General features: G+C 36.5%; 30 protein-coding genes and 1 other RNA gene. 4 read left to right on the top strand and 27 right to left on the bottom strand.

Translation table 11 applies throughout. The features are described from left to right. Nucleotides 1–7: 7 nt before the first annotated feature. The 5 genes from tatC to HWQ49_RS02445 all read right to left on the bottom strand — a co-directional run bounded on the left by tatC (nt 8) and on the right by HWQ49_RS02445 (nt 2834). Entirely contained in the window at nt 8–772 is a 765-nt protein-coding gene (gene tatC / locus HWQ49_RS02425) for a twin-arginine translocase subunit TatC (RefSeq protein WP_188205974.1), read from the bottom strand. A gap of 97 nt (nt 773–869) precedes the next feature. Beyond that, entirely contained in the window at nt 870–1070 is a 201-nt protein-coding gene (tatA, locus tag HWQ49_RS02430; RefSeq protein WP_188205975.1) for a twin-arginine translocase TatA/TatE family subunit, read from the bottom strand. A 41-nt stretch (nt 1071–1111) separates the two neighbouring features. After that, nucleotides 1112–1282: a twin-arginine translocase TatA/TatE family subunit gene (tatA, locus tag HWQ49_RS02435; protein WP_317450907.1), complete on the bottom strand. Its 171-nt coding sequence runs from the start codon at nt 1280–1282 to the stop codon at nt 1112–1114. A 92-nt stretch (nt 1283–1374) separates the two neighbouring features. Next, nucleotides 1375–1857, bottom strand: a complete 483-nt coding sequence (locus HWQ49_RS02440) for a dihydrofolate reductase (RefSeq protein WP_188205976.1) — start codon at nt 1855–1857, stop codon at nt 1375–1377. Nucleotides 1858–1874: 17 nt separating this feature from the next. Then, entirely contained in the window at nt 1875–2834 is a 960-nt protein-coding gene (locus HWQ49_RS02445; RefSeq protein ID WP_223154950.1) for a thymidylate synthase, read from the bottom strand. Between the two features lie 100 nt (nt 2835–2934). On the opposite strand from HWQ49_RS02445, the gene HWQ49_RS02450 reads away from it, so the two are divergent. Next, on the top strand, nt 2935–3930 hold the full coding sequence (locus HWQ49_RS02450; protein ID WP_188205977.1) for a C40 family peptidase: 996 nt from the start codon (nt 2935–2937) through the stop codon (nt 3928–3930). 1 nt (nt 3931) lies between these two features. On the opposite strand, the gene HWQ49_RS02455 is transcribed toward HWQ49_RS02450, so the two are convergent. After that, nucleotides 3932–4786 (bottom strand): DUF72 domain-containing protein, encoded by an 855-nt coding sequence (locus HWQ49_RS02455; protein ID WP_223155023.1) that lies wholly within the window; start codon nt 4784–4786, stop codon nt 3932–3934. A gap of 256 nt (nt 4787–5042) precedes the next feature. Between HWQ49_RS02455 and HWQ49_RS02460 the strand changes: the two genes are divergently transcribed. Beyond that, a complete protein-coding gene (locus HWQ49_RS02460) occupies nt 5043–5243 on the top strand; it encodes a cold-shock protein (protein ID WP_188205979.1) in 201 nt (66 codons plus the stop codon). 350 nt (nt 5244–5593) lie between these two features. On the opposite strand, the gene HWQ49_RS14735 is transcribed toward HWQ49_RS02460, so the two are convergent. The 12 genes from HWQ49_RS14735 to HWQ49_RS02515 all read right to left on the bottom strand — a co-directional run bounded on the left by HWQ49_RS14735 (nt 5594) and on the right by HWQ49_RS02515 (nt 13619). Further along, a complete protein-coding gene (locus HWQ49_RS14735) occupies nt 5594–6418 on the bottom strand; it encodes a sulfurtransferase (protein ID WP_188205980.1) in 825 nt (274 codons plus the stop codon). 27 nt (nt 6419–6445) lie between these two features. Next, nucleotides 6446–6955 (bottom strand): isoprenylcysteine carboxyl methyltransferase family protein, encoded by a 510-nt coding sequence (locus HWQ49_RS02470; RefSeq protein ID WP_188205981.1) that lies wholly within the window; start codon nt 6953–6955, stop codon nt 6446–6448. Nucleotides 6956–6958: 3 nt separating this feature from the next. Next, a complete protein-coding gene (locus HWQ49_RS02475; RefSeq protein WP_188205982.1) occupies nt 6959–8017 on the bottom strand; it encodes a type III polyketide synthase in 1059 nt (352 codons plus the stop codon). A gap of 54 nt (nt 8018–8071) precedes the next feature. Beyond that, nucleotides 8072–8851 carry an SDR family NAD(P)-dependent oxidoreductase gene (locus HWQ49_RS02480; RefSeq protein ID WP_188205983.1) on the bottom strand — a complete coding sequence of 260 codons (780 nt, stop codon included), beginning with the start codon at nt 8849–8851 and terminating at the stop codon, nt 8072–8074. 75 nt (nt 8852–8926) lie between these two features. After that, nucleotides 8927–10057: a THUMP domain-containing class I SAM-dependent RNA methyltransferase gene (locus HWQ49_RS02485; protein WP_188205984.1), complete on the bottom strand. Its 1131-nt coding sequence runs from the start codon at nt 10055–10057 to the stop codon at nt 8927–8929. 73 nt (nt 10058–10130) lie between these two features. Continuing rightward, nucleotides 10131–10513, bottom strand: an RNA gene (rnpB, locus tag HWQ49_RS02490) — RNase P RNA component class B. A 76-nt stretch (nt 10514–10589) separates the two neighbouring features. Beyond that, entirely contained in the window at nt 10590–10877 is a 288-nt protein-coding gene (gene gpsB / locus HWQ49_RS02495) for a cell division regulator GpsB (RefSeq protein ID WP_188206512.1), read from the bottom strand. A 21-nt stretch (nt 10878–10898) separates the two neighbouring features. Then, nucleotides 10899–11462, bottom strand: coding sequence for an SLOG family protein (locus HWQ49_RS02500; RefSeq protein ID WP_188205985.1), 564 nt, complete (start codon nt 11460–11462; stop codon nt 10899–10901). An 87-nt stretch (nt 11463–11549) separates the two neighbouring features. After that, the gene (locus HWQ49_RS02505; protein ID WP_188205986.1) at nt 11550–11960 is read right to left on the bottom strand and encodes a cytidine deaminase; all 411 of its coding nucleotides are present in this window, start codon (nt 11958–11960) and stop codon (nt 11550–11552) included. Nucleotides 11961–12018: 58 nt separating this feature from the next. Continuing rightward, nucleotides 12019–12372, bottom strand: a complete 354-nt coding sequence (locus HWQ49_RS02510; protein ID WP_188205987.1) for a DUF1798 family protein — start codon at nt 12370–12372, stop codon at nt 12019–12021. A gap of 57 nt (nt 12373–12429) precedes the next feature. Further along, nucleotides 12430–12555 carry a hypothetical protein gene (locus tag HWQ49_RS14740; protein ID WP_262926652.1) on the bottom strand — a complete coding sequence of 42 codons (126 nt, stop codon included), beginning with the start codon at nt 12553–12555 and terminating at the stop codon, nt 12430–12432. Between the two features lie 98 nt (nt 12556–12653). After that, nucleotides 12654–13619, bottom strand: a complete 966-nt coding sequence (locus HWQ49_RS02515; protein WP_188205988.1) for a DUF2515 family protein — start codon at nt 13617–13619, stop codon at nt 12654–12656. Nucleotides 13620–13722: 103 nt separating this feature from the next. On the opposite strand from HWQ49_RS02515, the gene recU reads away from it, so the two are divergent. Together recU and HWQ49_RS02525 are read left to right on the top strand one after the other, a co-directional pair. Next, entirely contained in the window at nt 13723–14328 is a 606-nt protein-coding gene (recU, locus tag HWQ49_RS02520) for a Holliday junction resolvase RecU (RefSeq protein WP_317450908.1), read from the top strand. Nucleotides 14329–14342: 14 nt separating this feature from the next. Then, on the top strand, nt 14343–16886 hold the full coding sequence (locus tag HWQ49_RS02525; protein ID WP_188205990.1) for a transglycosylase domain-containing protein: 2544 nt from the start codon (nt 14343–14345) through the stop codon (nt 16884–16886). A gap of 53 nt (nt 16887–16939) precedes the next feature. Here HWQ49_RS02525 and HWQ49_RS02530 read toward each other — a convergent pair whose 3' ends face one another. From HWQ49_RS02530 to panD, 9 genes are all read right to left on the bottom strand, one after another. Beyond that, the gene (locus HWQ49_RS02530) at nt 16940–17284 is read right to left on the bottom strand and encodes a YpoC family protein (protein WP_188205991.1); all 345 of its coding nucleotides are present in this window, start codon (nt 17282–17284) and stop codon (nt 16940–16942) included. Between the two features lie 3 nt (nt 17285–17287). Further along, the gene (gene nth, locus HWQ49_RS02535) at nt 17288–17938 is read right to left on the bottom strand and encodes an endonuclease III (protein WP_188205992.1); all 651 of its coding nucleotides are present in this window, start codon (nt 17936–17938) and stop codon (nt 17288–17290) included. Nucleotides 17939–17951: 13 nt separating this feature from the next. Further along, nucleotides 17952–18614, bottom strand: coding sequence for a DnaD domain-containing protein (locus tag HWQ49_RS02540; RefSeq protein WP_188205993.1), 663 nt, complete (start codon nt 18612–18614; stop codon nt 17952–17954). Between the two features lie 69 nt (nt 18615–18683). Next, entirely contained in the window at nt 18684–19976 is a 1293-nt protein-coding gene (gene asnS / locus HWQ49_RS02545; protein ID WP_188205994.1) for an asparagine--tRNA ligase, read from the bottom strand. 12 nt (nt 19977–19988) lie between these two features. After that, nucleotides 19989–21173, bottom strand: coding sequence for a pyridoxal phosphate-dependent aminotransferase (locus HWQ49_RS02550; protein WP_188205995.1), 1185 nt, complete (start codon nt 21171–21173; stop codon nt 19989–19991). A gap of 15 nt (nt 21174–21188) precedes the next feature. Continuing rightward, complete coding sequence (locus HWQ49_RS02555) at nt 21189–21707, bottom strand: cell wall elongation regulator TseB-like domain-containing protein (protein WP_188205996.1); 519 nt, start codon at nt 21705–21707, stop codon at nt 21189–21191. A 146-nt stretch (nt 21708–21853) separates the two neighbouring features. Next, entirely contained in the window at nt 21854–22618 is a 765-nt protein-coding gene (locus tag HWQ49_RS02560; protein WP_188205997.1) for a hypothetical protein, read from the bottom strand. Between the two features lie 57 nt (nt 22619–22675). Next, entirely contained in the window at nt 22676–25348 is a 2673-nt protein-coding gene (gene dinG, locus HWQ49_RS02565; RefSeq protein ID WP_188205998.1) for an ATP-dependent DNA helicase DinG, read from the bottom strand. A gap of 104 nt (nt 25349–25452) precedes the next feature. Further along, the gene (gene panD / locus HWQ49_RS02570; protein WP_188205999.1) at nt 25453–25836 is read right to left on the bottom strand and encodes an aspartate 1-decarboxylase; all 384 of its coding nucleotides are present in this window, start codon (nt 25834–25836) and stop codon (nt 25453–25455) included. Nucleotide 25837: the final 1 nt, after the last annotated feature.

Below are 25837 nucleotides of genomic sequence, written 5' to 3' on the forward strand. Positions count from 1 at the left end.
CTGCTTTTTAAGAATCCTGATTGTCTTCCTCATTTAATTTTTCAAGTTTCTTCTTCCTCTTACGGTAAACAAATCCAGACATGATAATGGCTAGTTCGTATAAAGCGATTAATGGTGCAGCCACCACTAACTGGAGGATAAAATCTGGTGGTGATAGCATCGTACCTATTATCACTAAGATTAGATAAGCAAATTTACGAGTTCTCTTCATAAACTCTGGTGTTAAGATTCCTAGGCTAGTCAAGAACATTACAATTAAAGGAACCTCAAAGAAGAATGCAAAAGGAATAGTAATTTGCATAATAAATCGAAAATAATTATTAACTGTGAACATTTCATTAACTAATCCATCACTTAGGTTTAGTAAAAAGTTCAACACCAAATCTTTAATGACAAAATAACCAAAAGCTAAACCTAACATGAATAATAAAAATATAGCTGGTACATAAAGTAAACTCACTCGTTTTTCATGTTTAGTTAAGCCCGGTTTAATAAATAACCAAAGTTGGAACGCTAAAAACGGAATCGTAACAATGAGTCCTGCCATAACACCAATAATCACGTAAACCCAAATTATATCGAAAGGGCTAAGTACCGTTAATTGAAATGGAACGTCCTGTTCAATATATAAATAAATTTCTTCTCGAAAGAAAAAGCCCACACCAAAAGCTAATACAAAGATTAGCATACTCCAGAAGAAACGTTTCCTTAATTCACCTAAATGTTCTGTCCAATCCATCTCTTCTTGATGGCTCAATTGTTCATTCGTCATTTCCTTCACCCTCTTGTATCAAACCACAAAAAAACAGATTATGATAACCGTCATAAAAGAAGATGTAAGGGACTCCCTTACATCTTGACATGCAAGCTTATTGGTTATGTGTGTCGGAATCTTTCTTGTTTGTATTTGATGTATCATCACTCATAAGATCGTTCGTTGCTTTTTTAAACTCTTTTAAAGATGATCCAAACGCCTTACCAATCTCCGGTAATTTAGACGGACCAAATACTAACAAAAGCACAATAAGTATTAATATTAAACCTGGTAAACCAATACTACCAAAAGGCATAAAATCACTCCAATACATTAGAGGTTAGTAAGATCTAACCGTTACTTTTTAGGTTGATCTTCTTGCTCGTTCGTTAACTCGTTAGTTGATTTTTTAAATTCTTTTAAAGTTTGACCTAATGCTTGACCTAACTCAGGTAATTTCTTAGGTCCGAATATAATTAAAAGGATTAATATAATTAAAATTAAGCCTGGAATACCTACCGTCATCATAACACCTGCCAATCGTTACTATCCTACGCTTATTGTCGCTTATTTCATTCATTTTTGCAAACATAAATCAGTTATGTTATAAAATGTTCAATTTATTTTCTATCATATACGTAAAACGTATGCCCGTAAACATTTTTTTCATCACGTTCACCACGAATTTTCTTGACAAGATTCCACTCTGAAAAGTCAACCTCTGGAAAATAAGTATCTGCAGGAAATTGTTCATGAATCACTGTTAGATACATTCGACTGACGTGGGGCATGGCTATTTGAAACAATTCTGAACCCCCGATAATAAAAACTTCATTTTCATCCGTCACAACTTCCTTTAGTTGGTCCCAACTATGAATGATGGTACACCCTTCTTGCTGGTATTGTGGATCTCTTGTCATGATGATATTGTGTCGCTTGGGAAGTGGTCTGCCAATTGATTCAAAGGTTTTACGTCCCATGACAATAGGATGCCCTTGGGTTACTTCTTTAAAATATTTTAGATCATTGGGTAAATGCCACGGCATACCTTTGTTATATCCGATTGCCTGGTTCTCATCCATCGCCACAATTAATGAATACATAAGCTTGCTCCTCCTTATTACACGGCTACAGGTGCTTTAATGGCTGGGTGTGGTTGATAACCCTCTATTGACAGGTCATCAACCGTAAAAGAAAATATGTCAGATTTAGAGTCATTTAGTGTTAGAGTCGGAGCTTGTCTAGGGGTTCTAGACAATTGCTCTTTAATTTGATCAAAATGATTGTGATAAATATGAGCATCACCCAGGGTATGAATAAACTCCCCTACTTCTAATCCACATTCTTTTGCTATTAAGTGAGTTAACAGTGCATAACTAGCGATATTAAACGGAATTCCTAAAAACAAATCACCACTACGTTGGTATAGTTGACATGATAACTGACCGTCTTGAACATAAAACTGAAATAGTGTATGACACGGTGGTAGAGCCATAGTTGGAATATCTTCTGGATTCCATGCAGATACGATTAATCGTCTCGATTGTGGATTCTTTTTAATATCTTCTATAACTTGACTTATTTGATCAATTGTTTCACCTTGAGTACTTTTCCAATGTCGCCATTGCTTTCCGTAAACATCTCCAAGATGACCATATTTATCAGCAAATGAATCATCTTCTAAAATTCTTAGTTTAAACTCCTTCATCTGCTCTTGGTACAGTTGATTAAACTCTTCATCTTGTTGAGCACGAATACCAAAATTGCTCATATCAGGACCAGAGTACTCATCACTTTCTACCCAGTTTTTAAAGGCCCATTCATTCCATATATTGTTATTGTGTTTTAATAAATAACGAATGTTGGTATCCCCTTTCAAAAACCAAAGTAGCTCGCTAGCAATTAATCGGAAGGGAACTTTTTTGGTCGTTAAGAGTGGAAATCCCTCCTTGAGATTGAACTTCATTTGATAGCCGAATATAGACCTAGTCCCCACTCCCGTTCGATCTTGTCGGTCAATACCATTAGTAAGGACGTAACGGCATAATTCAAGGTAAGCAGGTTCATTTTTAATACTCATATAATTCACCCCATATGTTTATTACAATTTTTTAATACATAAATGATTTATATAAACCATATAAATTTATATCGAACAATAATGAAAAGGTGTTGATAAAGTGGTCAAACGGAAACGTGCAAGAAATGTCATGATTAGTGCAATGGCTGGAAGCTTAGCCTTAAGCTCTCCGTTTGTATTCCATGTACCGACTGATGCATACACTAAAGAACAAATAAAAGAACTTCAACAGCTCTCTTATGGTGATCACGGTGAATCCGTCGTCCAATTACATAGGAAATTAAAAACTGTCGACTATTATCCTGGAGAAGTCACTGATCATTATAATGCCTTAACTGAATATGCAGTCAAAAGCTTTCAAGTCGATCAAAACATCAAGGCAAACGGTGAATTAAATCAGGAGACCATGCAGTTAATTGACCATATGGTACATGACAAATACATTAGCTTAATTGAAAAGCACGGTGAGCAAATCGCTTTTGGTGAACAATCAAGTAAAGTTAAGCAAATTCAACAAGCACTAAGCTTTCTCGGTCTTTACCATGACAATGTAGATGGTCATGTGGGTCAAAATACTAAAAAGGCTCTAAAGGCATTTAATCAAATATCTGATCAGTCGATGGACTTATCTAATTTAGATGCTATTGCAACATCCCAGACAACCACAAATAATCAAAATTCAGGCACACAAAATCAATCAAATCAGTCATCAATTCAACTAACAACTGCTTCAGTATCTCACGATAACGTGATCGCAACAGCCAAAGAGTATCTAGGTACCCCTTATAGATGGGGTGGGCAATCACCTAGTGGCTTTGATTGCAGTGGGTTTTTACAATATGTATTTTCACAGCATGATATCTCAGTACCTAGAACAGTGAATGATATTTGGAATGTCACATCTCCAGTCTCACAGCCAAGTGTGGGTGATCTCGTCTTTTTTGAAACTTACAAACCCGGACCTTCACATGCCGGTATCTATATTGGAGACGGACAGTTTATCCATGCTGGGTTATCTAACGGTGTAACAATCAGCAATATGTCAGAGCAATATTGGGATTCCCGGTACCTAGGTGCAAGATCCGTCAACCAGTAAATTAACCGTCAGAAAATAAGTCAATTTGTTTAGGATTAAGCTCTTCATAAGAAATATTCAACATTTGTTGCAGAGTTTTTGCATTTTGATACGCATGCCCACCAGAGTTGTTATTAAATAATATGGATAACTGGTCTACCTGTTGTTTAAGTTGATGAATTCGATCAACCCATTCGGATAGTTCAGCAATCGAATAATTATATAAAAACCGAACCTCTCGCCAGTTTTCCTGCCCATTATGATTCCAGCCATAAACATTTCGGCCGTGGAATCGAATTAAAGCCTGCTGCGGATTGGTAACCTCTAGGACAGTCGGAATTGAACCAACACCTGCTTGAGGTTCATCACAGATGGTATGAATCCATTGATTTTCATTTAGAAAATCAATGGTCTTTTTTCTTATACGCTTATCATACCAAGTTCTGTTACGAAACTCTATAGCAATTGGATAATCTTTAAAATGCTCACGTATAAATTTTAAGCGATTAATATGAGTGGAGTTAAGATCAAACCAAGGTGGAAATTGAAACAATATGCATTGTAATTTTCCAGCATCTCGCAATGGTTCAAGATTTGCCTGATAGTCATTAAACAAACTTTTCATTTCTTTTCGTGTATACATTTTCCGATCATGACCCGTAAATGCTTGATAAGCCTTGACCACAAACGAAAAGTTTGACGGTGTTTGATCTAACCATTTTTCGTATTGCTCTTTTTTTATAATACTGTAAAAAGCACTATCTAATTCAACGACAGGAAAATGTGCAGCATATGCTTCTAATTTATGTCGTTTATTTATTTCGGCTTGATGAATATCTTGATGATCTCCCCAGCCTGTTAAACCAATTAACGTCAACACACAAATTCCCCCCTTAAACATATATTAGTGTTATTGGAAATAGTTCTAGCTTGACTCACTACATTAAATTAAGTATACTGAAATTGCAATGAAGATGTGAAGTATCATAAAGAAAGTCACGTAACTTCTATAGAAGTGAAAGGTGTAATTTGTGATCCTTCATTTCTTAAGAAGTTATTTTTTTATCCATTTCACATCTGAGTTGTGAAATAAAACACCTTTTAAGGTGGCAGTTTTTAGGAGGATTTTTAAAATGCAAAACGGCGTAGTAAAGTGGTTTAACGCAGAGAAAGGTTATGGTTTTATCCAGGTAGAAGGTGGAGACGATGTATTCGTACACTACTCTGCTATTAATCAGGATGGTTTCAAGACTTTAGACGAAGGACAAGAGGTTAACTTCGAAATCGTTGAAGGTGACCGTGGTCCACAAGCATCTAACGTAACTAAAAAATAATTGAACTAACAAATATTAAAAACCAAAATAAATTCGGCAATCACTTATGTGGTTGCCGATTTTTTGCATTCACCCTCATTTCTGGCTCTATACTAAATGTGATGTGCCGTCTATTGTTACAACTGTCATGTTGAAAATTGAACTTGGTTAGGTGAGCAGTACTAGGTGGAATCAACATGCGTAGATTACTAGTCGGTGAAAAAAGCCACGTTCTGTGGCATCACCGACACTTGTCCGTCCTGTCCATCGTGAGAATAGCACGAGCTGAAGTTTCACTTGGGAAGTGCTTTTTCTTCCCAAGTTAGCTGAAGCCGTGCCCATGGAAAGCGAAGCATGTTAATGAAGTGACATTAAAGTGTACTTACCTCATTTTGGTCGTTAGAAATCCAATCGCTAAAACTTCCGACATACAATTTAACGTTTGAAAACCCACACTGCCATAAAGCTAACACATTTGGTGCTGCGGTAACTCCTGAACCACAATATACAATGATTTGGTTGGCACCAGCTAAATCTTTAAAATAATTCATTAACTCCTTAGTTGATTTGAAATACCCTTTTTCAAATAAATTTTGCCAATCATAGTTCTTAGCTGTTGGAATATGTCCTGCCTTATGATCAATCGGTTCAAACTGACCGGAGAACCTCTCGTAACTTCTTGAGTCAATAATGGCAACACCTTTTTCATTTATACTTTTAAATACCTCTTCTTGAACAGCTATTATTTCTCGATTAACTTCAAACGGACCGTAATGACCTTTAGCTGAGTTTACTGGTTGTTCATCGGTGGTTGGATAACCAGCTTCTTTCCAAGCATTAAACCCACCATTAATGAGATAAATCGTCTTATGCCTTATCAATTTCATCAGCCAATAAAACCTTGAAGCAAAGGCGTAATTATTATCATATACAATTAATGTTGAATCAGGTGTAATCCCGCTAGCCGCTAATTTATTTGTAAACGACTCTAAATTAGGCAGTGGATGACGTCCTCCTCTTTCCCCAACTGGACCACTAAGATCCTCTTCTAAATCAAAATAAATTGAATTTGGTAAATGCTCTTGTTCAAATAAGCCCCTTCCTTTTGATGAGTCTTGTAAATCAAAGCGACAATCAACAAATATGACCTCTCCATCTTTCGATTTGGAGTAGGCCTCTGTAGCTGAAATAATCACATTTTCCCCTCCCGTTTATCATTATCTTCAACTTAGGTATCGCCTCAACGCCTCGTTTTCTACCGGGATGCGCTTTAACATTAGTAATACATGTAATACTGGGAAAACCATCGCAGTCCAATAAGCAGAAAACAATAGTGGGATAAATACTAATTCCAGAAACACGATCCAATAGTTCGGATGTTTGATATAACGATATAACCCATTTCTAACTAAAAGACCCTCATTTGGATTGACAATCACCTTAGTATTCCATGCTCTCCCTAAAGATAAAATCACCCAGATTCGCAACAGTTGTAAGGTCACAAAAATCAGAAAAAAGGTAATTGAAAATGGAGTCTCAAACCCATGCGAAAGATAGGACTCACTAATCAAGCTGATTAAAAATAGAATATGAGTTAAGACAATCAAGGGATAATATGACTCCTTAATCTCAACCCCTCCTCTTTCTACTTGATAGCGTGCATTTGATTTCGCAATCATTAGCTCCAATAGTCTTAAACTAATTAAATAAATAATTATTAGCATGTAAATCATCGGTTAAACCACCTCCAGAAGAAGTAGTTCCGAAGAGAATCCTGGTCCTAATGCCGATAATATAGCATGACCTTTATCAATCGAAGGTCGTTTTAACACTTCATTTAAAACAAAAAGAACCGTTGGTGAGGACATATTACCAAACTGCTTTAAGGTCATCCTTGAATATGACAATTTGGTTGGATTCACTATTTGTCCCACTTCTTCGATTACCTTTCTACCACCAGGGTGTACAATCAAATATGCTAATTGATCTGGATCTATCCCATGCTTTTGCATTAACTCTTTGAAGTGTGGCTGCCAAAATGGTTTGATCAATTGTGGAATAACCTTATCAAAAACAACGTGGAATCCATCATTACCTACTTCCCACCCCATAACATCCATGGAATGATGTTTGGTTCTAGAACTAGCATCTCTAATCAGCATGGTTCTTTCTAAAATCTTTCGTTTAGAATGCTTTTCCCCTAACAGTAAAACAGCAGCCGCTCCATCACCAAAAAGCGCCGAAGCTACAATTTCTTTAGTATCTAAACAATCCGGATGAAAAGCCACTGACGCTAATTCCACTGCCACTAAAAGGACGCTTTGATCTGGATAAGCCTTTAGGAATTCAAAAGCACGCGCCAACCCATTTGCACCACCAGCACAACCTAATCCAAAAAGTGGCGTCCGTTTAATGTCCTCTCTCAACTCTAAACGATTTAATAAATAAGCATCTAAAGATGGAGTGAGGATCCCTGTACTGGTAATAGAAATAATCGCATCAATATCCTTGAACGAAAAACCTGTCACTTGGTTTATACATTTTTCAGCAGAGGTAACAGCTAACTCAACACCTTGATCGACCCATAGTTGGTTTTTCATTCTGAAAGGTTGAGGAAGTTTTAACCAGGCAGAATCAGCCACAAAATACCTTTGTTCAATCTGTGCTTCATCAAATACGGTTAAATATTTATGTAATTGTGGGTCGGAGATTAAACTTTTGATTAATTGCTTAACCTCAGCTTGCTCCATTTTATGTGGTGGTACTGCCGTTCCTACTGAAGAAATAATGGCCATTCATGACATCCTTTTTTTAATTACCATAACCATAATCTGTTATCTTATGCTAATCTAAAATCCATAAATCGTCATACCACCATCAACCATTAGGGTTTGACCTGTAATATAATCACTGGCATCTGATGCAAGGAATACAGCAGGACCAGCAATCTCTTCAAGTTCCCCTACTCTTCCAAGAGGCGTACGTTCTTTTATTTCTTTCACATATTGTTCATTCTGTAACAACTTCTCAGTCAAGGCTGTAGGAAAGTACCACGGTCCGATTGCATTAATATTGATTCCATATTTCCCCCATTCAATAGCGAGTGTTTTGGTCATTTGAATGAGACTTGCTTTTGTCATACCATAAACAACCCCGGTTCTTAATGCTGTTTGACCGGCAACCGATGTCACAGAAAGAATCTTTCCTGAAACACGATGTTCGTACATTTTACGTGCTACATACTGTGTTAAGAAAAAGGCACTTTTCATATTCGTATCCACAATTCTGGACCATTCCAGCTCACTGACGTCAAAAGCTTCTGACCGAATATTCATACCAGCATTATTGACCAAAATATCAATGGATTGAGTTTCAAATAATTGATCTAGCTTTTCCGTGATCACTTGATGGTCAGTAACAGATGCTGCAATGTATTGTGCCGAGACATTAAAATCATTTTCAATTTGGTTACACAATGTCTTCAGATCATCTTCTGATCGTGAAATTAGGACAACATTAGCTCCGGCTTCTGCATAAGCTAACGTTATGGCTCGTCCAATTCCTTTAGTCGCTCCTGTTACAACTGCATTCTTTCCTGTTAAATTAAAGCTAGGTAAATATGATTCCATAAATTTCTCTCCCTTTTTAAACATATAACAAAGAAGACTATTCTGTTGGTTGAATAGCCTTCTTGTTGTGAGTATTTATTTCTTGCCAAAAAATTGGTAGTAATCTGTTCGAATAAACCCGTTAAAGAGTTTTCTCTTCTTAGAAGCTTTTTTCCCATAAAGCTTTTCAAAGCCCGGATGTGAGGTCATAATATACACGCTCCATTGTGGGTAGTCTTTCATAATCTCACCTAGACTGCGATATATACTTTCAACCTCTTCTTTCTCGCTTAACCTTTCACCATACGGTGGATTACCCACAAGATAACCAGAATCTGTCTTCGGTTTGAAATCCTTTACCTGCATCTGCTTCCAGGTAATAAGATCAGCTAGTCCAGCCTCCATTGCATTTTCAGTAGCCATCTCTACGGCTTGATGGCTGATATCAGTTCCGGTAATATCAAGTGGTTGATCATAATTCGCTAAATCCTCAGCCTCTTCTAATGCACGATCCCATATAGATTGTGGAATCACATCCCACTCTTCTGCAGAAAATTCACGATTAAATCCGGGAGCAATATTTTGTCCAATTAGTGCAGCTTCGATCGGAATCGTTCCTGAACCGGCAAAGGGATCAACAAAAGGTTGATCAGGTGTCCAATTCGTTAATTTAATTAATGAAGCAGCTAATGTTTCTTTAAGTGGCGCCTCTCCCTGCGATACTCGATATCCACGCTTATGCAATCCAACTCCTGTTGTATCAATCGTCATGGTAACTCGATCTTTATGAATGGCCACTTCTATTTTATATCTCGTCCCTGACTCTTCTAACCTCGTATGAACATGATAAGCATCTTGAAGTCTTGATACAATCGCTTTTTTAACAATCGATTGACAATCGGGAACGGAGTACAATGTCGACTTATGTGATTTCCCAACGACATGAATGAATGCATCTTCAGGTAACCAATCTTCCCACGGTAAAGCCTTAGTTTGCTCAAATAGCTCATCAAACGTATAAGCAGGAAATTCTTTCATCAAAAGTTTGATTCGGTCTGCCGTTCTTAACCATAAATTACATCTAGCAATACCCGATATATCTGAGTTAAAAATAACTTTACCATTATCCGTTGTTACATCTGTATAACCTAAATCGATGACCTCGTCTCTGACTAATGCTTCTAGTCCCATTGCTGCAGTAGCTATTAATGTCACTTGGTTCGTCATACACACATTCCTTTCGAACGACGACTCAAAATATGTATAAATTCAGGCATAAGTAAGAATTGACCCATAAATGTCTCATAAGCCATGTTCTGTTCCTTCGTACTACAAACGGTGGTCAACCTCGTACTCCAGCCATAATCATCTATCTACAAGCCATAAGACTTGTCTTTTTGCTAGGTTGAATTCCCTGCAAAAAGTGCCCCTACCATATTTTGGGTTGCTCACTCGTGGGGTTTACCGCGTTCCACCTTAATTGTTTCCAATTAAGTTCGTCACTGTGGCACTTTAAAGGTAATCCAGTCATATCCTAAAGGACTTAGACTGTTTCCCTGCCGTAAGCTTTTTAAAAAGCTCCCTTGACTTATGGTTTCGTCAAGCACGAACACTACGAGCATCTCAGCCCGTGTGAGCATGGACTTTCCTCTCAAGCAAATGCTTGAGCGATTATGTTGACATTTATGTTTCCTTACTTATGCCTGAGTTAAGTATTATAGCACATACACCTTTACATGGCCAATGCAATATTTGCCAATTAGTTTGAGTGTTTCCTTCCAAACACTGCTTTTTCTAAGTTCGACAAACGTTGTAAAATATCAGAATTTACTGGCCCACGTGTTTGTGATGATTGCGCATTTGAGCCTGTAGCGTTTTTTATTCTTTCTAATTCTTCATTCAACCGTTTTATTTCCTTTTGAAATTGTTCATAATCTTGGATGACCACATCTAAAAATTCATCAACCTCATCTTGATTATATCCTCTTATTGAGGTTTTAAACTCTTTGTCTAAAATTTCTTGACTTGATAAATTTGTTTTCTTCATTTCCACTGAATCCCCCTTACATCAGTTATTCCAATATCCTGATTCCTGCAAATCACGAGCCACCTCATCTAATTCAAAAGCGTCAAGCACGATTATTTCATACAAATGATGATCTTGATAGGTTAAGGCTGTTTGATAAAAAAATTTTGGTGACCCGCCGTGTTCTTCTTCAAACAGTATTAAACAACCATCCGTCTTCTCAACCATCCAGCGATTTTTTGTCTGATACTGCTTTGGACTTACATATTCTTTCTCACTAAGTGGCTTTGAAAAATCAGCACCGTTAAGTAGTTGTTGATATCTTAATTGTTTGTCCTCTTTCCATACTTTTTCTTGATTTGAAAAAGGTGGAATTACAGCAATTTTAACCGAATAGTTCTCCTTAAGTGACTGAATCACATCAAAGGCCCACGTTTCAACACCTGGCTGTCCAGAAATAACAACCCATTCTAACCCATCTTCTAACAACGGTAAAAGCTTCTTTTTAAGCGCTTCTTTGATTACGTCGATTTTGGTATCCTTTTCTTTAAATATGTTCAGTTCATGCGGTTTATAACCAGTAATGGCAATTGATTTTATACTCATATGTATAGTATATCAAAAAAAGAGCTAGTTTTAACTAGCTCTTCTAAATTCATTTTAAAAAAACTATCTAACACAGCCAAATAATACTTATGACTGTCTACCCTTTTCTAAATCCTCTGGAGTAAACGAAAAAGGTAAAAGTTCTTCAACAGTTGTACTTTTTACTTCCATATCCTTACTAGTAATATAAACAGACATATCTGGTGAAAAGAATTCACTCATCACTTGTCTACACGCCCCACAAGGAGGAACTGGTCGGTCTGTATTAGCAATAACTGCTAACGCTTCAAAGTCACGTTCACCTTCTGAAACCGCTTTAAAAATAGCTACGCGTTCAGCACAGCAAGTTACAGGATAAGCTGCATTTTCAATATTGCAACCTTGATAAACTTTACCGTCCTTTGTTAACAAAGCCGCACCTACTGGAAACTTTGAATAGGGTACAAATGCACGGTCTAACATATCTTTAGCTGCATTAACTAATTGATCCTTGTTCATCTATTTCTCACCTCAAATGATGTGTCGTATCTCTATTATAATCATAACTTAATGAATTTCAAGATGATGTTTCTTGATTTAACACAATGTCCAAATTATACATAACTGAATGGTATAACTCCATGAACCGTTTCTTTCTTACATCGTGAAAATAGCTATGAAGAATCATAATCTCTAGATTATCTTTCGTATTTTGAATTTGGTTTGGAAAAATAGGCAGTTTATGAACGATTGCTTGAGCGTCTTCTTCCCAGGTTTCGATTTTTTCAAATAATGGTTTGGTTTCTTCTTTAATATAATAAAAATGATCGTAGTTTTTACGGTCATATTTCTGCCCGTGCTCATATCGATCCAAACAACCCTCTAAGATTTCTTCTCTTAATTCTACTGTTAGTTGCATAAACTCATTCATTATAATCACCCTTCTACTTTAATGTATCACGAATTTATGCAACTGACTATCGTTTCACTACTTTTTCTCATATACATCTTGTACACGATCTTTCAATTGATCTAACGCCATCTCTAATTTGCCAAATGAATGGATTAATTTCTCCTTATTCGAATATTGATGATTCAACTTAACTGAACTCACCCGTATTCCCCCTTTCTACCGTCTAAGTTTGCTATTGATACATTGATATCCTTCACACTTGACAAAACTAGAATGTAATAGGCAAAACCTCTAGCTATCTACTGTTTTTCGACAGGGGTATCTTTATATTTTGTCTTAATACCGGCAAGCTCGTTAAGCTGTTCTCTTTTATGGTAAAAGGATGATCCAATAGGTTCAATTTCTCTTAGCTTAGGCTCTTTCCACCAACTACGTTTGATTTTAGTCTTTCTTGACCAATCTTCTCTAGACTCAGTAATTACATGATCTGTATTTCGATATAATTCCATAAGTGGTCGAGTAGCTAATTTAGTATGATGGTCCATAAATTGTTCATACTCTTCACGACTCCCTGTAACGTCAACATGATAGGCGAAATCATGGAATAAAGGATATAAATAAGGATAAAAGAGAATGGCAGCTATCTTTTTTCCAAATTTAATCCTTTTTTTCGCAGGTGTAAAATGAGGTACAAATTCACCGTAAAGCTTCCCATGCTCAGTCGGTAACAAAACAGCATTAAGATGTAGAATCTCTTGAAGCCGATAAGGTAATGAACGAAATACAGATTGACGATAAGGGTTATTAGTAATAATCGGTTGTTGAATTAATTGTTGTTCATTGATAATTTGTGAATACATCAATCGATTCTTATCTCGCTTTTGATAAAATGCATACCATTCCCTCTCCATAATCGACGAGATATGAAAATGTTTAAACAAGAAAAATAATGGCTTGTTTTGTTGCTTAGAAAGTTTATATATCAGTAATTGAGGGAAGGCATCTTGAAAGATAAACCAATTGATGCTTTCATATGTTAAATAGAGTGACTTCAATTGCTGTTTACTTAGCATTGACTCAAACGATTGAGACTGTAGGTCGGTCATGTTCCACCCTGTATTTCTTGAAACAAAGCTTGCCAAAAACGACCACTTTACTTCTGGATGTTCTTGGTAAAAGTCTAGGTAAGCTTTCGTTCTAGTCACATTATTTTGATTATGTTTATAGGTTTGTTCTTTAATGTAATTAACCAAAAGAGGTATCATAATGCCATCCTTTATTTCTGTTATTTTATGATCTAGTCTGCTAGTCACAGTATATCCAAATCTTTTTAAATTAAAATTTGCTATAATATTTATGATAGGGGGAATCACGTTGAAGTATCCTAAAGGGAGTAGACAACCTGATCAACTAGCTAATCAATCCTTTACGCAAAATAAGAAAAAGAAGTCATTTGCTAATAGAGGGATGACCCTCGAAAAGGACATCGTAGAGACGAATAACTATTATTTAGAATCGGGTAAAGCCGTCATTCATAAAAAGCCAACCCCGATTCAAGTAGTGCAGGTTGATTATCCAAAAAGAAGTGCTGCTGTCATTAAGGAAGCCTACTATAGAAGACCTTCAACTACTGACTTTAATGGAATTTATAGTGGCTGGCACATTGATTTTGAGGCTAAAGAAACTAAAAATAAACACTCACTACCCTTAACCAATATTCATAGTCACCAGGTTGAACATATGCGTAGAATCGATGAACATGGAGGAATCTGTTTTTTTGTCATCAGATTTTCATTAAGGAATGAAACTTTTCTCTTGTTCATTCGTCCATTTTTAAAGGTGTGGCAAGAAGCACAAAACCAAGATGGAAGGAAATCAATACCCTATTCTTTTATTAAAGAAAATGGTTATTCGATCCCTTTTAAATTACAAGCAAAAGTTGATTATCTTCAAGTAATTGACGATGTATATTAACGGAGGAGATTCGTATGGCTGAAGAAGCTAAAAGTCGTAAGAAGAAAAAGCAAGCCAAAAAGAAAAATAAAAAATTAAATTGGAAAAAGATATTTACTACTTTATTAATTATAGGTTTAATAGGGTTCGTTGTAGGTATTGGAGTTCTTTATTCATTTATCAAAGATGCACCTGATCTAAACGCTGAAGAACTACAAGTACCAGCATCTACAACGATTTTAGATCGAAATGGAGACCATGTTGCTGACTTAGGTGCTGAAAACCGTGAAGTTATCGATTATGAGGATTTATCACCTTTATTAGAAGATGCTGTTTTAGCTGCTGAGGACATCCGATTTTTTGATCACAATGGAATTGATCTTAGACGATTAGGAGGCTCAATCATCGCTAATATTACGGACGGTTACGGGGCTCAGGGAGCTAGTACGATAACCCACCAGGTCATCAAGAACTTCCTTTTAACTGATGTCAAAAAAATGGAACGCAAAGTTCAGGAACAGTATCTAGCTTTCCAACTAGAACGTCAATATTCTAAAGAACAGATTCTTATGATGTATTTAAATAAGATTTATTATTCAAATGGCATCTATGGTGTTCAAAGAGCTTCCGAAGTTTATTTTGGCAAAGATGATTTAAATGATTTAACAATAGCTGAAGTAGCACTGTTAGCCGGAATCCCACAAAGGCCGTCTGCTTACGATCCAATTAAGAATCCAGATCTAGCTGAAAGTAGACGTAACACTGTTCTTGATTTAATGGTTCGACATGATAAGATATCTGAAGACGAGGCTGAAGAGGCTAAAGAAATTCCGGTTGAAGATATGATTCATGGTGAATATCAGTCTGAAGTTAAATATGATTCATTTATTGATCGTGTACTAAACGAAGCGGAAGATTTAATCGATGAAGATATGAATGTTGGAACAGCTGGATTGACCATTCACACAACGCTTGACCCTAAAGCACAAGATCAAGTTGAGTATTTACTAAGTGACGAGAGTCCAATTGATTACCCTGATCAAGAATTAGAGTCAGGAATTGTTGTTACAGACACAACGACAGGAGAAATTTTAGCCATTGGTGGTGGACGAAACAAAGATGAGGGTGTTGGTGCTGGGTTTAACTACGCCATAAACCGTGAAGGCAGACAACCTGGATCAGCTATTAAACCTATTATTGTTTATGGACCCGCTATTGAACAAGAGCAAAGGTCCACATACCACCAGTATTATGATGACGAGTCAGAGGCCAGGTTCTCTTGGCACGGTGAAGGTGGAGAAGAAGCTAGATTCCAAAACTTTAGAAATCAATACTATGGTTGGGTATCAATGCGTGAGGCACTGTACCGCTCGTTAAACGTACCAGCTGTTCAGACATTCCAGGAAATCGACCAATCACAGGCTACTGATTTTGCTAAAGAGTTAGGCATCACTTTTGAAGGTCAAGCAGATGAAAACTTCGCTCTTGGTGGTGGCAGGTTACAAACAAACCCACTAGAAATGAGTGGAGCTTATGCTGCTTTTGGTAATCAGGGGATCTATAATGAACCTCATTCGATTACTAAAATAGAATATCGCGACGGTGAAACCATTGAGCCTGACTATGAAAATAAACCGGTGATGTCCGATTATACAGCGTATATGATTACAGACATGCTCAAAGATACAGTTAATAATTCAGGTGGAACAGCCAGTGGTCTAAACTTCGGTAATTTACCAGTAGCAGTAAAAACAGGAACAACAAACGATGACCGAGATTCATGGATTGTTGGCTACACGACGAATTATACTGTTTCTATCTGGAATGGATATTCTGATAATAGACCTGGCGTAACAAGTGTAACGAGACCTATCTTACAAAATCTAATGTCTCATCTATCTGAAGGTACTGAAACATCCGACTTTACCCGACCAAACTCGGTAGTTGATGTTGATGTTGAAAAAGGGTCCAATCCTGCTCGATTACCTAGCGAATACACACCATCAGACCAAATTGTTACTGAGTTATTTGTTAGTGGCAATGAACCCACGGAAATTTCTGAAGAATATGATGTAGTTGACCCGGTCGAACAATTAACCCTTAACTTTGATGATGAAGAGCAGTTAATAGAAGCTAATTGGCAGCATGCACAAGATGACGATGAACGCGAACTTGCTTTTGAAGTTGATGTATTAATGGATGGTGACGTCATTGAAAATCAAGATGGTCTAACGGAAACTGAATATATCTTTGGAAACGTTGAACCTGGCGAAACTTACACATTTGAAATAAGCGTTTACGATCTTGACAATCAAGACAATAGAAGTGAACCTGTTGCTGAATCCATTGATATCCCTGATGAAGACTCTGACTTCTGGGACGACTTCTTTGGTGATGATGAAGAAGAAAACGAAGAAGAAGATGAAGAAGCTGAAAATGACGAAGAAGAAAATGAAGAACAGGAAGAAAATGAGGATGGCAACAATGATGACGATGAGAATGACGATGAAGAGCCTATAGATGATGACGATGAATTTGGTATCGACTTACCAGTAGACGAATCAGATGAAGCAGCCTAAAAAAGGGCTGTCCCTTAAGTCAATCTTTATGACTTTTGGGGCAGCCCTTTAATTTATATTTCGCCTTTAATTTTACCGGTCACATACTTTTTTTTCATTTCCTTATACAGTTCATTTAATTGAATATATGCATGACGGTGATGTTTGCGCTTTTCGATAAAATCTAACCGCTCTGTGACATTTATAGGTGTATACGCGAGTTGATCAAACTGACTAAAATCAACAATATCTTCTGTTTCATAGCCATTACATAGTAGTATAATCATCTTTAATTCATCAAGATAAGCGTTAACATATCTTGATACTTCTTGGAAATTTCGATCATTTACATAATTTTCAACTGTTTTAGATACTTGTTCCCAAGCCTTAAATTTCTCCTCGATCTGTCTATAATCCATGTATTATTCCCTCTTTTTCATTCGCTTTTGCCCTTCACGACAAATTTCTAACAACGGACACTCCGGACAATTGGGTGACTTGGCGCGACAGTGATAACGCCCAAAGAAGATCATCCGATGATGTGTAGCGCTCCATTCATCTTTTGGAACCTTCTTCATTAACGTCTTCTCGACTTCTAATACAGAATCTTTCCACCTGCAAATACCTAATCGTTTAGAAACACGTTCAACATGTGTATCGACTGCGATGGCTGGCTCACCAAATGCTACAGACATGACGACATTAGCCGTTTTTCGCCCTACACCTGCCAAATTCACTAAAGATTCATAATTACTAGGGACTTTCCCATCAAATTTTTCAATTAAATCAGCTGACAGTTTGCGAATATTTTTAGCCTTATTACGATATAGTCCAATTCGTTTAATATCATTTTGTAATTCTTCTAAGGATACATTTACATAATCTTCAGGTGACTTATATTTTTTAAATAAATCAGGTGTTACTTTATTAACTAGAGCATCAGTTGCTTGGGCAGATAGTACAACAGCAATTAACAGCTCAAATTCATTTGAATGGTTCAATTCACAATCTGCATCAGGATACATCTCTTTTAACGTATCCAGAACGAAACGAATCTCCTTTTTAGTTAACAACTTAGCCCTCCCCCTATTCTTCCAGCCAGTTATAATAAACGGACGTATCGCGTTTTTGTTTAGGTTTTGTTTGTTGTTGTCCTTGTCCTTGATGAGGTTGTTTAACATCTTTAACAGATCTAATACCTTTTTTCTTCCACTCATTTAAAATTCGATCTATGTAACGAAAGTTTAACTTCCCCATTAGGACAGATTCTCTAAGAGCTGCTTTGATTAATGGTGGTTTAAACTGATCTTCATCTAACCAGTGACTAATCGTCTCAATCTCTATAGGTGATAGTGCTCTTGCAAATTCTTGTTCAAATAGCTGAAATAATTTACCTTCTTCTTCTCTTGTAGATGTTTCTGCAACATCGTATAACGCTTCAAACAAAGGGGTTAGTGAATACCACTCATATGTAGCGTTTTCTTCATCGGTATGTTGTTCAATCAATAAATAGCCATTATTTCTTAGTTTCTTAAGAACATTGGCCACTTCATTAGCAGTTAAAGTCATATAGCTCGAAATTTGGTCAAACGATGGTAACCATTCACCTAATCTTTGAAGGTTAATAATCTGTAAAATAACTACCATATCATTTTCTTCCAAATGAAGCTCCCGATAACCCATTAACAACCGACTAGGTATATTCACTTGTTCTGTTAATAACTTTTGGTAGGAAAATGGTAATTGCATGGCAACCCGTCCTTTTTTATGAATAGAAAGAGATGACTCAATCGTAAATGAGTCATCCCTAGTAGTTTATTATGGGTATAGACGATTAAGCAGGCGCGGAAATGGAATGGTTTCACGAATATGTTCAATACCTGTAATCCAGGCCACTGTTCGCTCCAACCCTAATCCAAAACCAGAGTGTGGAACTGTACCGTATTTACGTAGTTGTAAATACCACTCATATGCTGGGCCGTCCAAATCGTGCTCTTTATATCGCTCGGCCATTAGTTCATAATCATCAATACGTTCAGAACCACCAATGATCTCCCCGTAACCTTCTGGAGCAATTAAGTCAGCGCAAAGAGCTACGTTTGGATTATCTGGGTCAGGCTTCATATAGAAGGCCTTGATTTCTACTGGAAAGTGAGTGATGAAAACCGGTTTGTCATACGCTTCGGCAATCGCTGTTTCATGTGGTGCACCAAAGTCATCTCCCCAGTCAATATCATTAAACCCTTGATCTTTTAAGAACTGAATAGCATCATCATACGTAATTCTCGGAAATGGTGCTTGTATATTTTCTAATTTAGAAGTGTCACGATCTAAAGTCTCTAATTCAATCTTACAATTTTTAAGTACAGATTGTACAACGAATGCAACATACTCCTCTTGCATTTTTAAGCTGTCTTCATGATCCATAAATGCCATTTCAGGTTCAATCATCCAAAACTCAATTAAGTGTCTTCTGGTCTTAGACTTTTCGGCGCGAAAAGTAGGGCCGAATGAGAATACTCTTCCTAAAGCCATAGCAGCCGCTTCCATATATAATTGTCCACTCTGAGATAAATAAGCGTCCTCATCAAAATATTTTGTATGGAATAATTCTGTTGTTCCTTCTGCTGAGGCACCAGTCAAGATCGGTGGATCGACTTTGACAAAACCTTCGTTATTAAAAAACTCATAAGTAGAACGGATAATTTCATTACGAACCTTCATAATCGCGTGTTGTTTTTTAGAGCGTAACCATAGATGACGATGGTCCATTAAAAATTCAGTACCATGCTCTTTAGGAGTAATTGGATAATCTTCTGCTTCTTGAATGACTTCTAGATCAGTTACTTGAAGCTCATAACCAAGAGGACTACGAGTATCTTCAACTACCGTCCCTGTAATATATAGAGATGATTCCTGTGTAATCGTTTTTGCTTGTTCAAACACCTCTTCAGAGACAGCTGATTTGGCTACAACCCCTTGGATGAATCCAGTACCATCTCTCAGTTGTAAAAAGGCAATTTTCCCACTTGATCGTTTATTATGTAACCAGACACCAATAGTTACTGTTTCGTTTAGATGTTGGTTGACATTTGCAATAGTTGTTTTCACTGATTCTTCCTCCTATCCACTATACTTTTCTACGAATCGTTTTAATCGTTTGGCCGCTTCCTCTAATTGATCTAGCGAAGTTGCATAGGACAAACGCACATTATCTTCAGCACCGAATCCTGAGCCAGGAACAATAGCTAATTTCTCCTCCTCAAGAAGTTGTTTAACCCATTCATCAGTTGAATCGAATGGGGAACGCTCAACGATGGTTTTCACGTTTGGAAAAAGATAAAATGCTCCATCTGGCTTAACGCATGATAGATTTGGAATCTCCAATATCCAATTATACAACTTATTAAGACGTTCTTCAAAAGCTACCTTCATTTGGTTAATCTCTTCTTCAGAATGTTGATAGGCAGCAATTGCTGCGTATTGGGCAATGGATGTTGGATTTGACGTCGCATGTGAAGCTAAATTAGTCATGGCTTGGATAATAGATTCATGACCAGCCGCATAACCAATTCGCCACCCCGTCATTGAGTGTGACTTACTCACACCGTTAATAATAATCGTATGGTCCTTAAGTTCATCTGAAATAGCCGCAATGGATTGATGTTCCTTATCACCGTAAATTAACTTTTCGTATATTTCATCAGATACAATGTAAAGGTTATGTTTAAGGGCTACCTCGCCTAAAGCTTCTAATTCATCTTTTGAGTAAAGCACTCCAGTTGGATTACTAGGTGAATTTAAGATCACAGCTTTAGTATATTCAGTAATAGACTCCTCTAACTGCTTAGGTGTTAATTTAAAACTGTTCTCCTCAGATGCAGTGACATAAACAGGTTGACCTTCAGCAAGTTTAATCTGCTCCGGATAACTAACCCAATATGGGATCGGAACAATAACCTCGTCTCCTCGATTTAATAAGACTTGAAACAACGTATAGAGCGCATGTTTTGCTCCGGTAGTTACAATAATTTCGTTTGCCTGGTATTTTAAACCTTGGTCACGTGTAAATTTATCTATAATCGCTTGTTTTAATTCTGGTAAACCACCTGAAGCAGTATATTTCGTTTTACCCTCATCCATCGCAGCCTTTGCTGCATCTATAATATAAGAAGGTGTATTAAAATCTGGCTCACCTGCACCAAGTCCAATAACATCGTGACCTTCTTCCTTTAACGCTTTGGCCTTAGATGTGATTGCCAAAGTACTTGAAGGAGTTAATGATTGTACACGATCAGCTAATTCCATATGTATCACTCCTAATTAGTTTTTGCGAAATGAAATTGAATCATATAAGTCACCATCTGAAAAGAAGTATGTTTGAAAATACATCCGGTTTGCATCTTCATATATAATTTCCCAGATATATTCGTCATTGACAACTCCCGGTACGATACTCATTAGCTGGCAATCATCACAATCTTCTTCCCAAATAGTAAGCATGTCATCTTTTGATAATCCATCCTCTGTATTAATCCACTTTAGATCATCTTCTGTTAGGTCATCCTTCTGGGGAACAAATACATAGTAAGATTCATGATCCTGTTGACCATAAACGACTGTATAAGGCCCATCACCATTATATACATAAGTTTCTTTAATTGTCTCAATTGGTGAATGCTCCGTGGCTATTGTAGCATAAGATGCTTGTTTTGCCTTAAGCTCACTTTGAATTGTATTATAAAAGTAAGAAAAAACCACTAAGCCTACAATTAACAGGACTGCTAATATACCAGACGAGATAAGCAGAACTCTTCGTTTAAGCGACTGATTTTGTGCCAATATATTCATCCTTTTCCCCAAATACTAAAACCATTAATCCACCCTCTATATTATAACAACTTTTAACACAAATTTAGACATTTTTAAAAAAAAGCTAAAAAAGAGTAGTTCGATTAAAGTTCTTATTGACACAAAATCGTCACCATTTATTTATGCTGGTTTAACTTTTCTAAGTAAACATCATAATCGTTTTCAAAAATGGAAATATGAATCGCTATAAAACGTTTTAAAAAATACGTGTCGACCCATGCTTCTTGAAATAGGTCATGTAAATGCTTATTTCTTTGAGGGTCTTTTTTCTCATTAATAATGGCAATCTCAGGATCTAATTCAATGACCTCTTCACCAAGCATATGATCATCCTTAATATACGAAGGAATATAAATCAATTCTGCTTGACGGGCTGCATGTTTTTCAGGGTTCATGTAAGATTCATACCAGTAAACAGTAAAGGAATCATTAGAAATCATGACACTGCCTTTTTTACTGTCATTTTCGCTTATATACTGAAGGTAAAAGTCATTACTTAATGCAATCGTTTCTTGTTTATTTAATGAAAATATGCGTGTATCTTTAGGTTCATCACATGATTGAAAGTCGGTATGTGGTACATAAACACTTTCAATTTCGTGATCTTCTAACAAAGCCTTAAGGTTTCCACAATTTTCTGGTCTAAAAGCAGTTATTAATATTCCTTTAATCTCCTTTTCTGGCCATTGGTTAATCATCTCCTTAACACTTGGTAAACTTCCCCCATTCCCAGTATTAATTAAGAACATTTCTTCTTCATTTAAATGTAATAGAGCTATATCTCCAGAATCAATGGGCGTAAAGATCAATTCACGTTCAGATGCCGTTTGAATTGTTGTATTTGTAAATAACAGTCCAATTAATAAGAGCTTCAACCACATTTAACCCAACACCTATCTCTTTTTTTGATGTTTGCTATTGGATAGGTTTTGTTAAAATTAATCGTAATATGATACCCATTTTTTTGCACGTTTAAATAGCTTATCTTGCTCATCGTATATAACAGGGACATCAGGCAACGATTCTAAAAACTTTTTACCGTAATTTTTCTTTTTAATCCGTTGATCTAAAATAATAAACATTCCTCGGTCATGTTCGTTTCGGATAATACGACCAAACGCTTGCCTAAACCGTTGTATAGCGATTGGTAAAGCCAGGTCTTCAAATACATTATGGTCCACATCTAAGAGCTTACTTCTTGCTTGTATAAAAGGGTGATTAGGTGTTTCAAAAGGAAGCCTTACCATACAAACAACTTTAAATGGTTCGTCTTTAAGGTCTAAACCTTCCCAAAATGAATTGGTTCCAAGTAAAATAGCATGGTCTTCACTTTCATACATCTTCTTTAACTTGTCACGACTCCCGGTAGTAACACCTTGCCCTATGATTGTGTAACCATCAAGTGATTTCAGCAATTTTAAATGTTTATAAACCAGCTTTAACATTTCATATGAGGTAAAAAGAACCAATACCTTCCCGTGAACAGACGTAATAAACTTAGTTAGGAAGTCAGCAACATAAGTCGTATAAGTGCTCTGCTTAGTTTTTGAGACATCCGGTATATTATTAGGAATTAATATTCTTGTTTGTTCCTCATAATTAAATGGTGATTTGAACACCATACAAGGTGTATTTGCTTTTAAACCCGTTCGTTCGAGAAATGATTGAAACGATTGATTGGTTTGAAGGGTCGAACTAATAAACACATATGAATCAGCTTGAGTTAAGATCTGCCTATTAATTTCCTCCGCCATCGTCACTGGCTCTAAATGAAGAGTGGCAGCATTTTTAGCACCAAGCTGGTCAATCTCTATCCATCGAGCATCGGTGTTTGTTTTATCAAAGTATCTTTGAAATGCTTTAATCATTTCTGATAAATGTTGAGTTGCATAATCCATAATTAATACAGACCTTGTATCTGTATCTTTAGATGCCTTTATTTTCTCCAACAGACGTTCAATCGTCATTAAAAAGTTGTTTAACTGGACACGAATATTGCCATCCATCAACAAATCTAGATAGTAATCATCGATTGTTAATTGCACCTTACCCGTATCAGAAAGCAAATCATCCTGACCATGCAGGAAATGAACCGCTTGATAAATTGACCTGAAAAAGGCATCAGCATAGTACTTTGCCTGATCAATAAGCTCATCATTAAAAACTTTTTGAATATCCTGTAATAAATGAACAGTGAAAACATAGCTTAACTCCTTAGATGCCTGAGTACGTGCTATATTTTCAAATTGGTGAGCCTCATCAATAATGGCATAATCGTAATTAGGAATTCTATTTTGTTTATGCAATAAATCATTAAGTAAAAATGCATGATTAACCACAATTAGTTGAGAATTTTTAGCTTGATTTAAAGCTTGTTGAAAAAATGACCCAGAATCATTAAATCGAGCTCCCTCACAATTAATGTACTTCCATAATGCCAACCCATTAGATGGTAACTGCAACTCGTCAATATCTCCCGTTTTGGTCTCGGTTAACCACACTAATATAATTGCCAATGACAAGATAAAGTCGTAGTTATCATAATCCTCATAGTGGTCGAGCCAAGCCTGTAACCTACCTGTATCAAGATAATGATCAGGGCTTTTTAGAAGTGTCACTTGTGCACGTTTATTTAAGTGGTTGTGAAATAAATCATGAGCTTCACTGACGATCTGACTTTGCAACTGAATCGTACTTGTACTAATCACTATCTTTTGGTCATTGTTTCGAGTCTTAAACCAGGCGGGTAATAAATAAGCGGTCGTTTTTCCTAAGCCGGCTCCTGCTTCGATAACTGTATGTTGTTGTTGATCAAAAGCATCTAATACTGTATGTGCCATCTGTTGCTGTTCGCCTCGATTACGGTAATGCTTATGATGAAAAACGTCATTCAACAGCGTTTGAAAGCTTCCATCACCAGCAGGAAGTTCCTTATGAGAACTCTCTTGTCGGCTAATTGCTAAACCATTACTCATTTGATATAGATCCTCTTGATCGTACTGATTTCGTTTAGTTTCTAGGATCTGGTCAAACAATTCGTCAAGTTCACTATTAAGCTGTTCGATAAAAGGTCTTAGTTTCTTTAAAGTGACATATGGTAGGGTTTTAATTTTCTCTTGCATCTTTTGCCATAGTACCGCTGTAACAAAAGCATCTGATAATGCTCGATGGGGTGAGAAGTGTTCAATACCTAAATAGCTCGTAATATCAGATAATTTATACCCCTGCGCTTTTGGATACATGATTCTCGATAGTTCTACTGTATCTATGGTTGGACAGGCTAGTGGCTCATATCCTGCATGTTCTAATGAAGAGCTTAAAAATTCATAATCAAATTGAACATGGTGAGCAATAAAATAGCTATTCTCAAAAAAAGGAATAATATCGGGGATAACCTCCTCAAAATATGGCGCGTCTTTCACATCATCTTCTTGAATACCTGTTAAATGTGAAATAAATGACGGAATTTTAGATTTTGGTTTTACCTTTGTTGTATACTCATCGACTATTTCATTACCTTCAAGTAACACGATACCGATTTCAATAATTTCATCACCGTGCTTAACTGCGTGTCCTGTCGTTTCTAGGTCTACTACTACAAAACGCTCCATATGATCTGGTCCCCCTTTCACCCTAAGTAATTATGTAATAGATAGTCTAATTATTATCAGTTAGTCGATAACAATAAATTAAAATAACTCCCTAACCGAGGGAGTTATAAAACAGTTAGAGGGGTTTCTTCCACGATTATATCCCCAATTTGATTATTTTCTTCCATGATTGCAATTTTCGGATGATGACTTGCCAATTCATCTTGTGATAGAGTCAAATAAGAGATGATAATTACTGTATCACCTTTTTGTACTCTTCTTGCTGCAGCACCATTTAAACAAATAATGCCACTATGTCGTTCACCCGCAATCACATATGTTTCAAATCGCTCCCCATTATTATTATTGACAATTTGTACTTTCTCATGAGGGAGAATTCCGACTTGTTCCAATATATGCGCATCAATAGTAATGCTACCAATATAATTCAAGTTTGCTTCAGTGACTGTCGCTCTGTGAATCTTACTATTTAACATCGTGCGATACATG

This window comes from Alkalibacillus aidingensis, assembly GCF_014595945.1.
Taxonomy (GTDB): Bacteria; Bacillota; Bacilli; order Bacillales; family Alkalibacillaceae; genus Alkalibacillus; species Alkalibacillus aidingensis.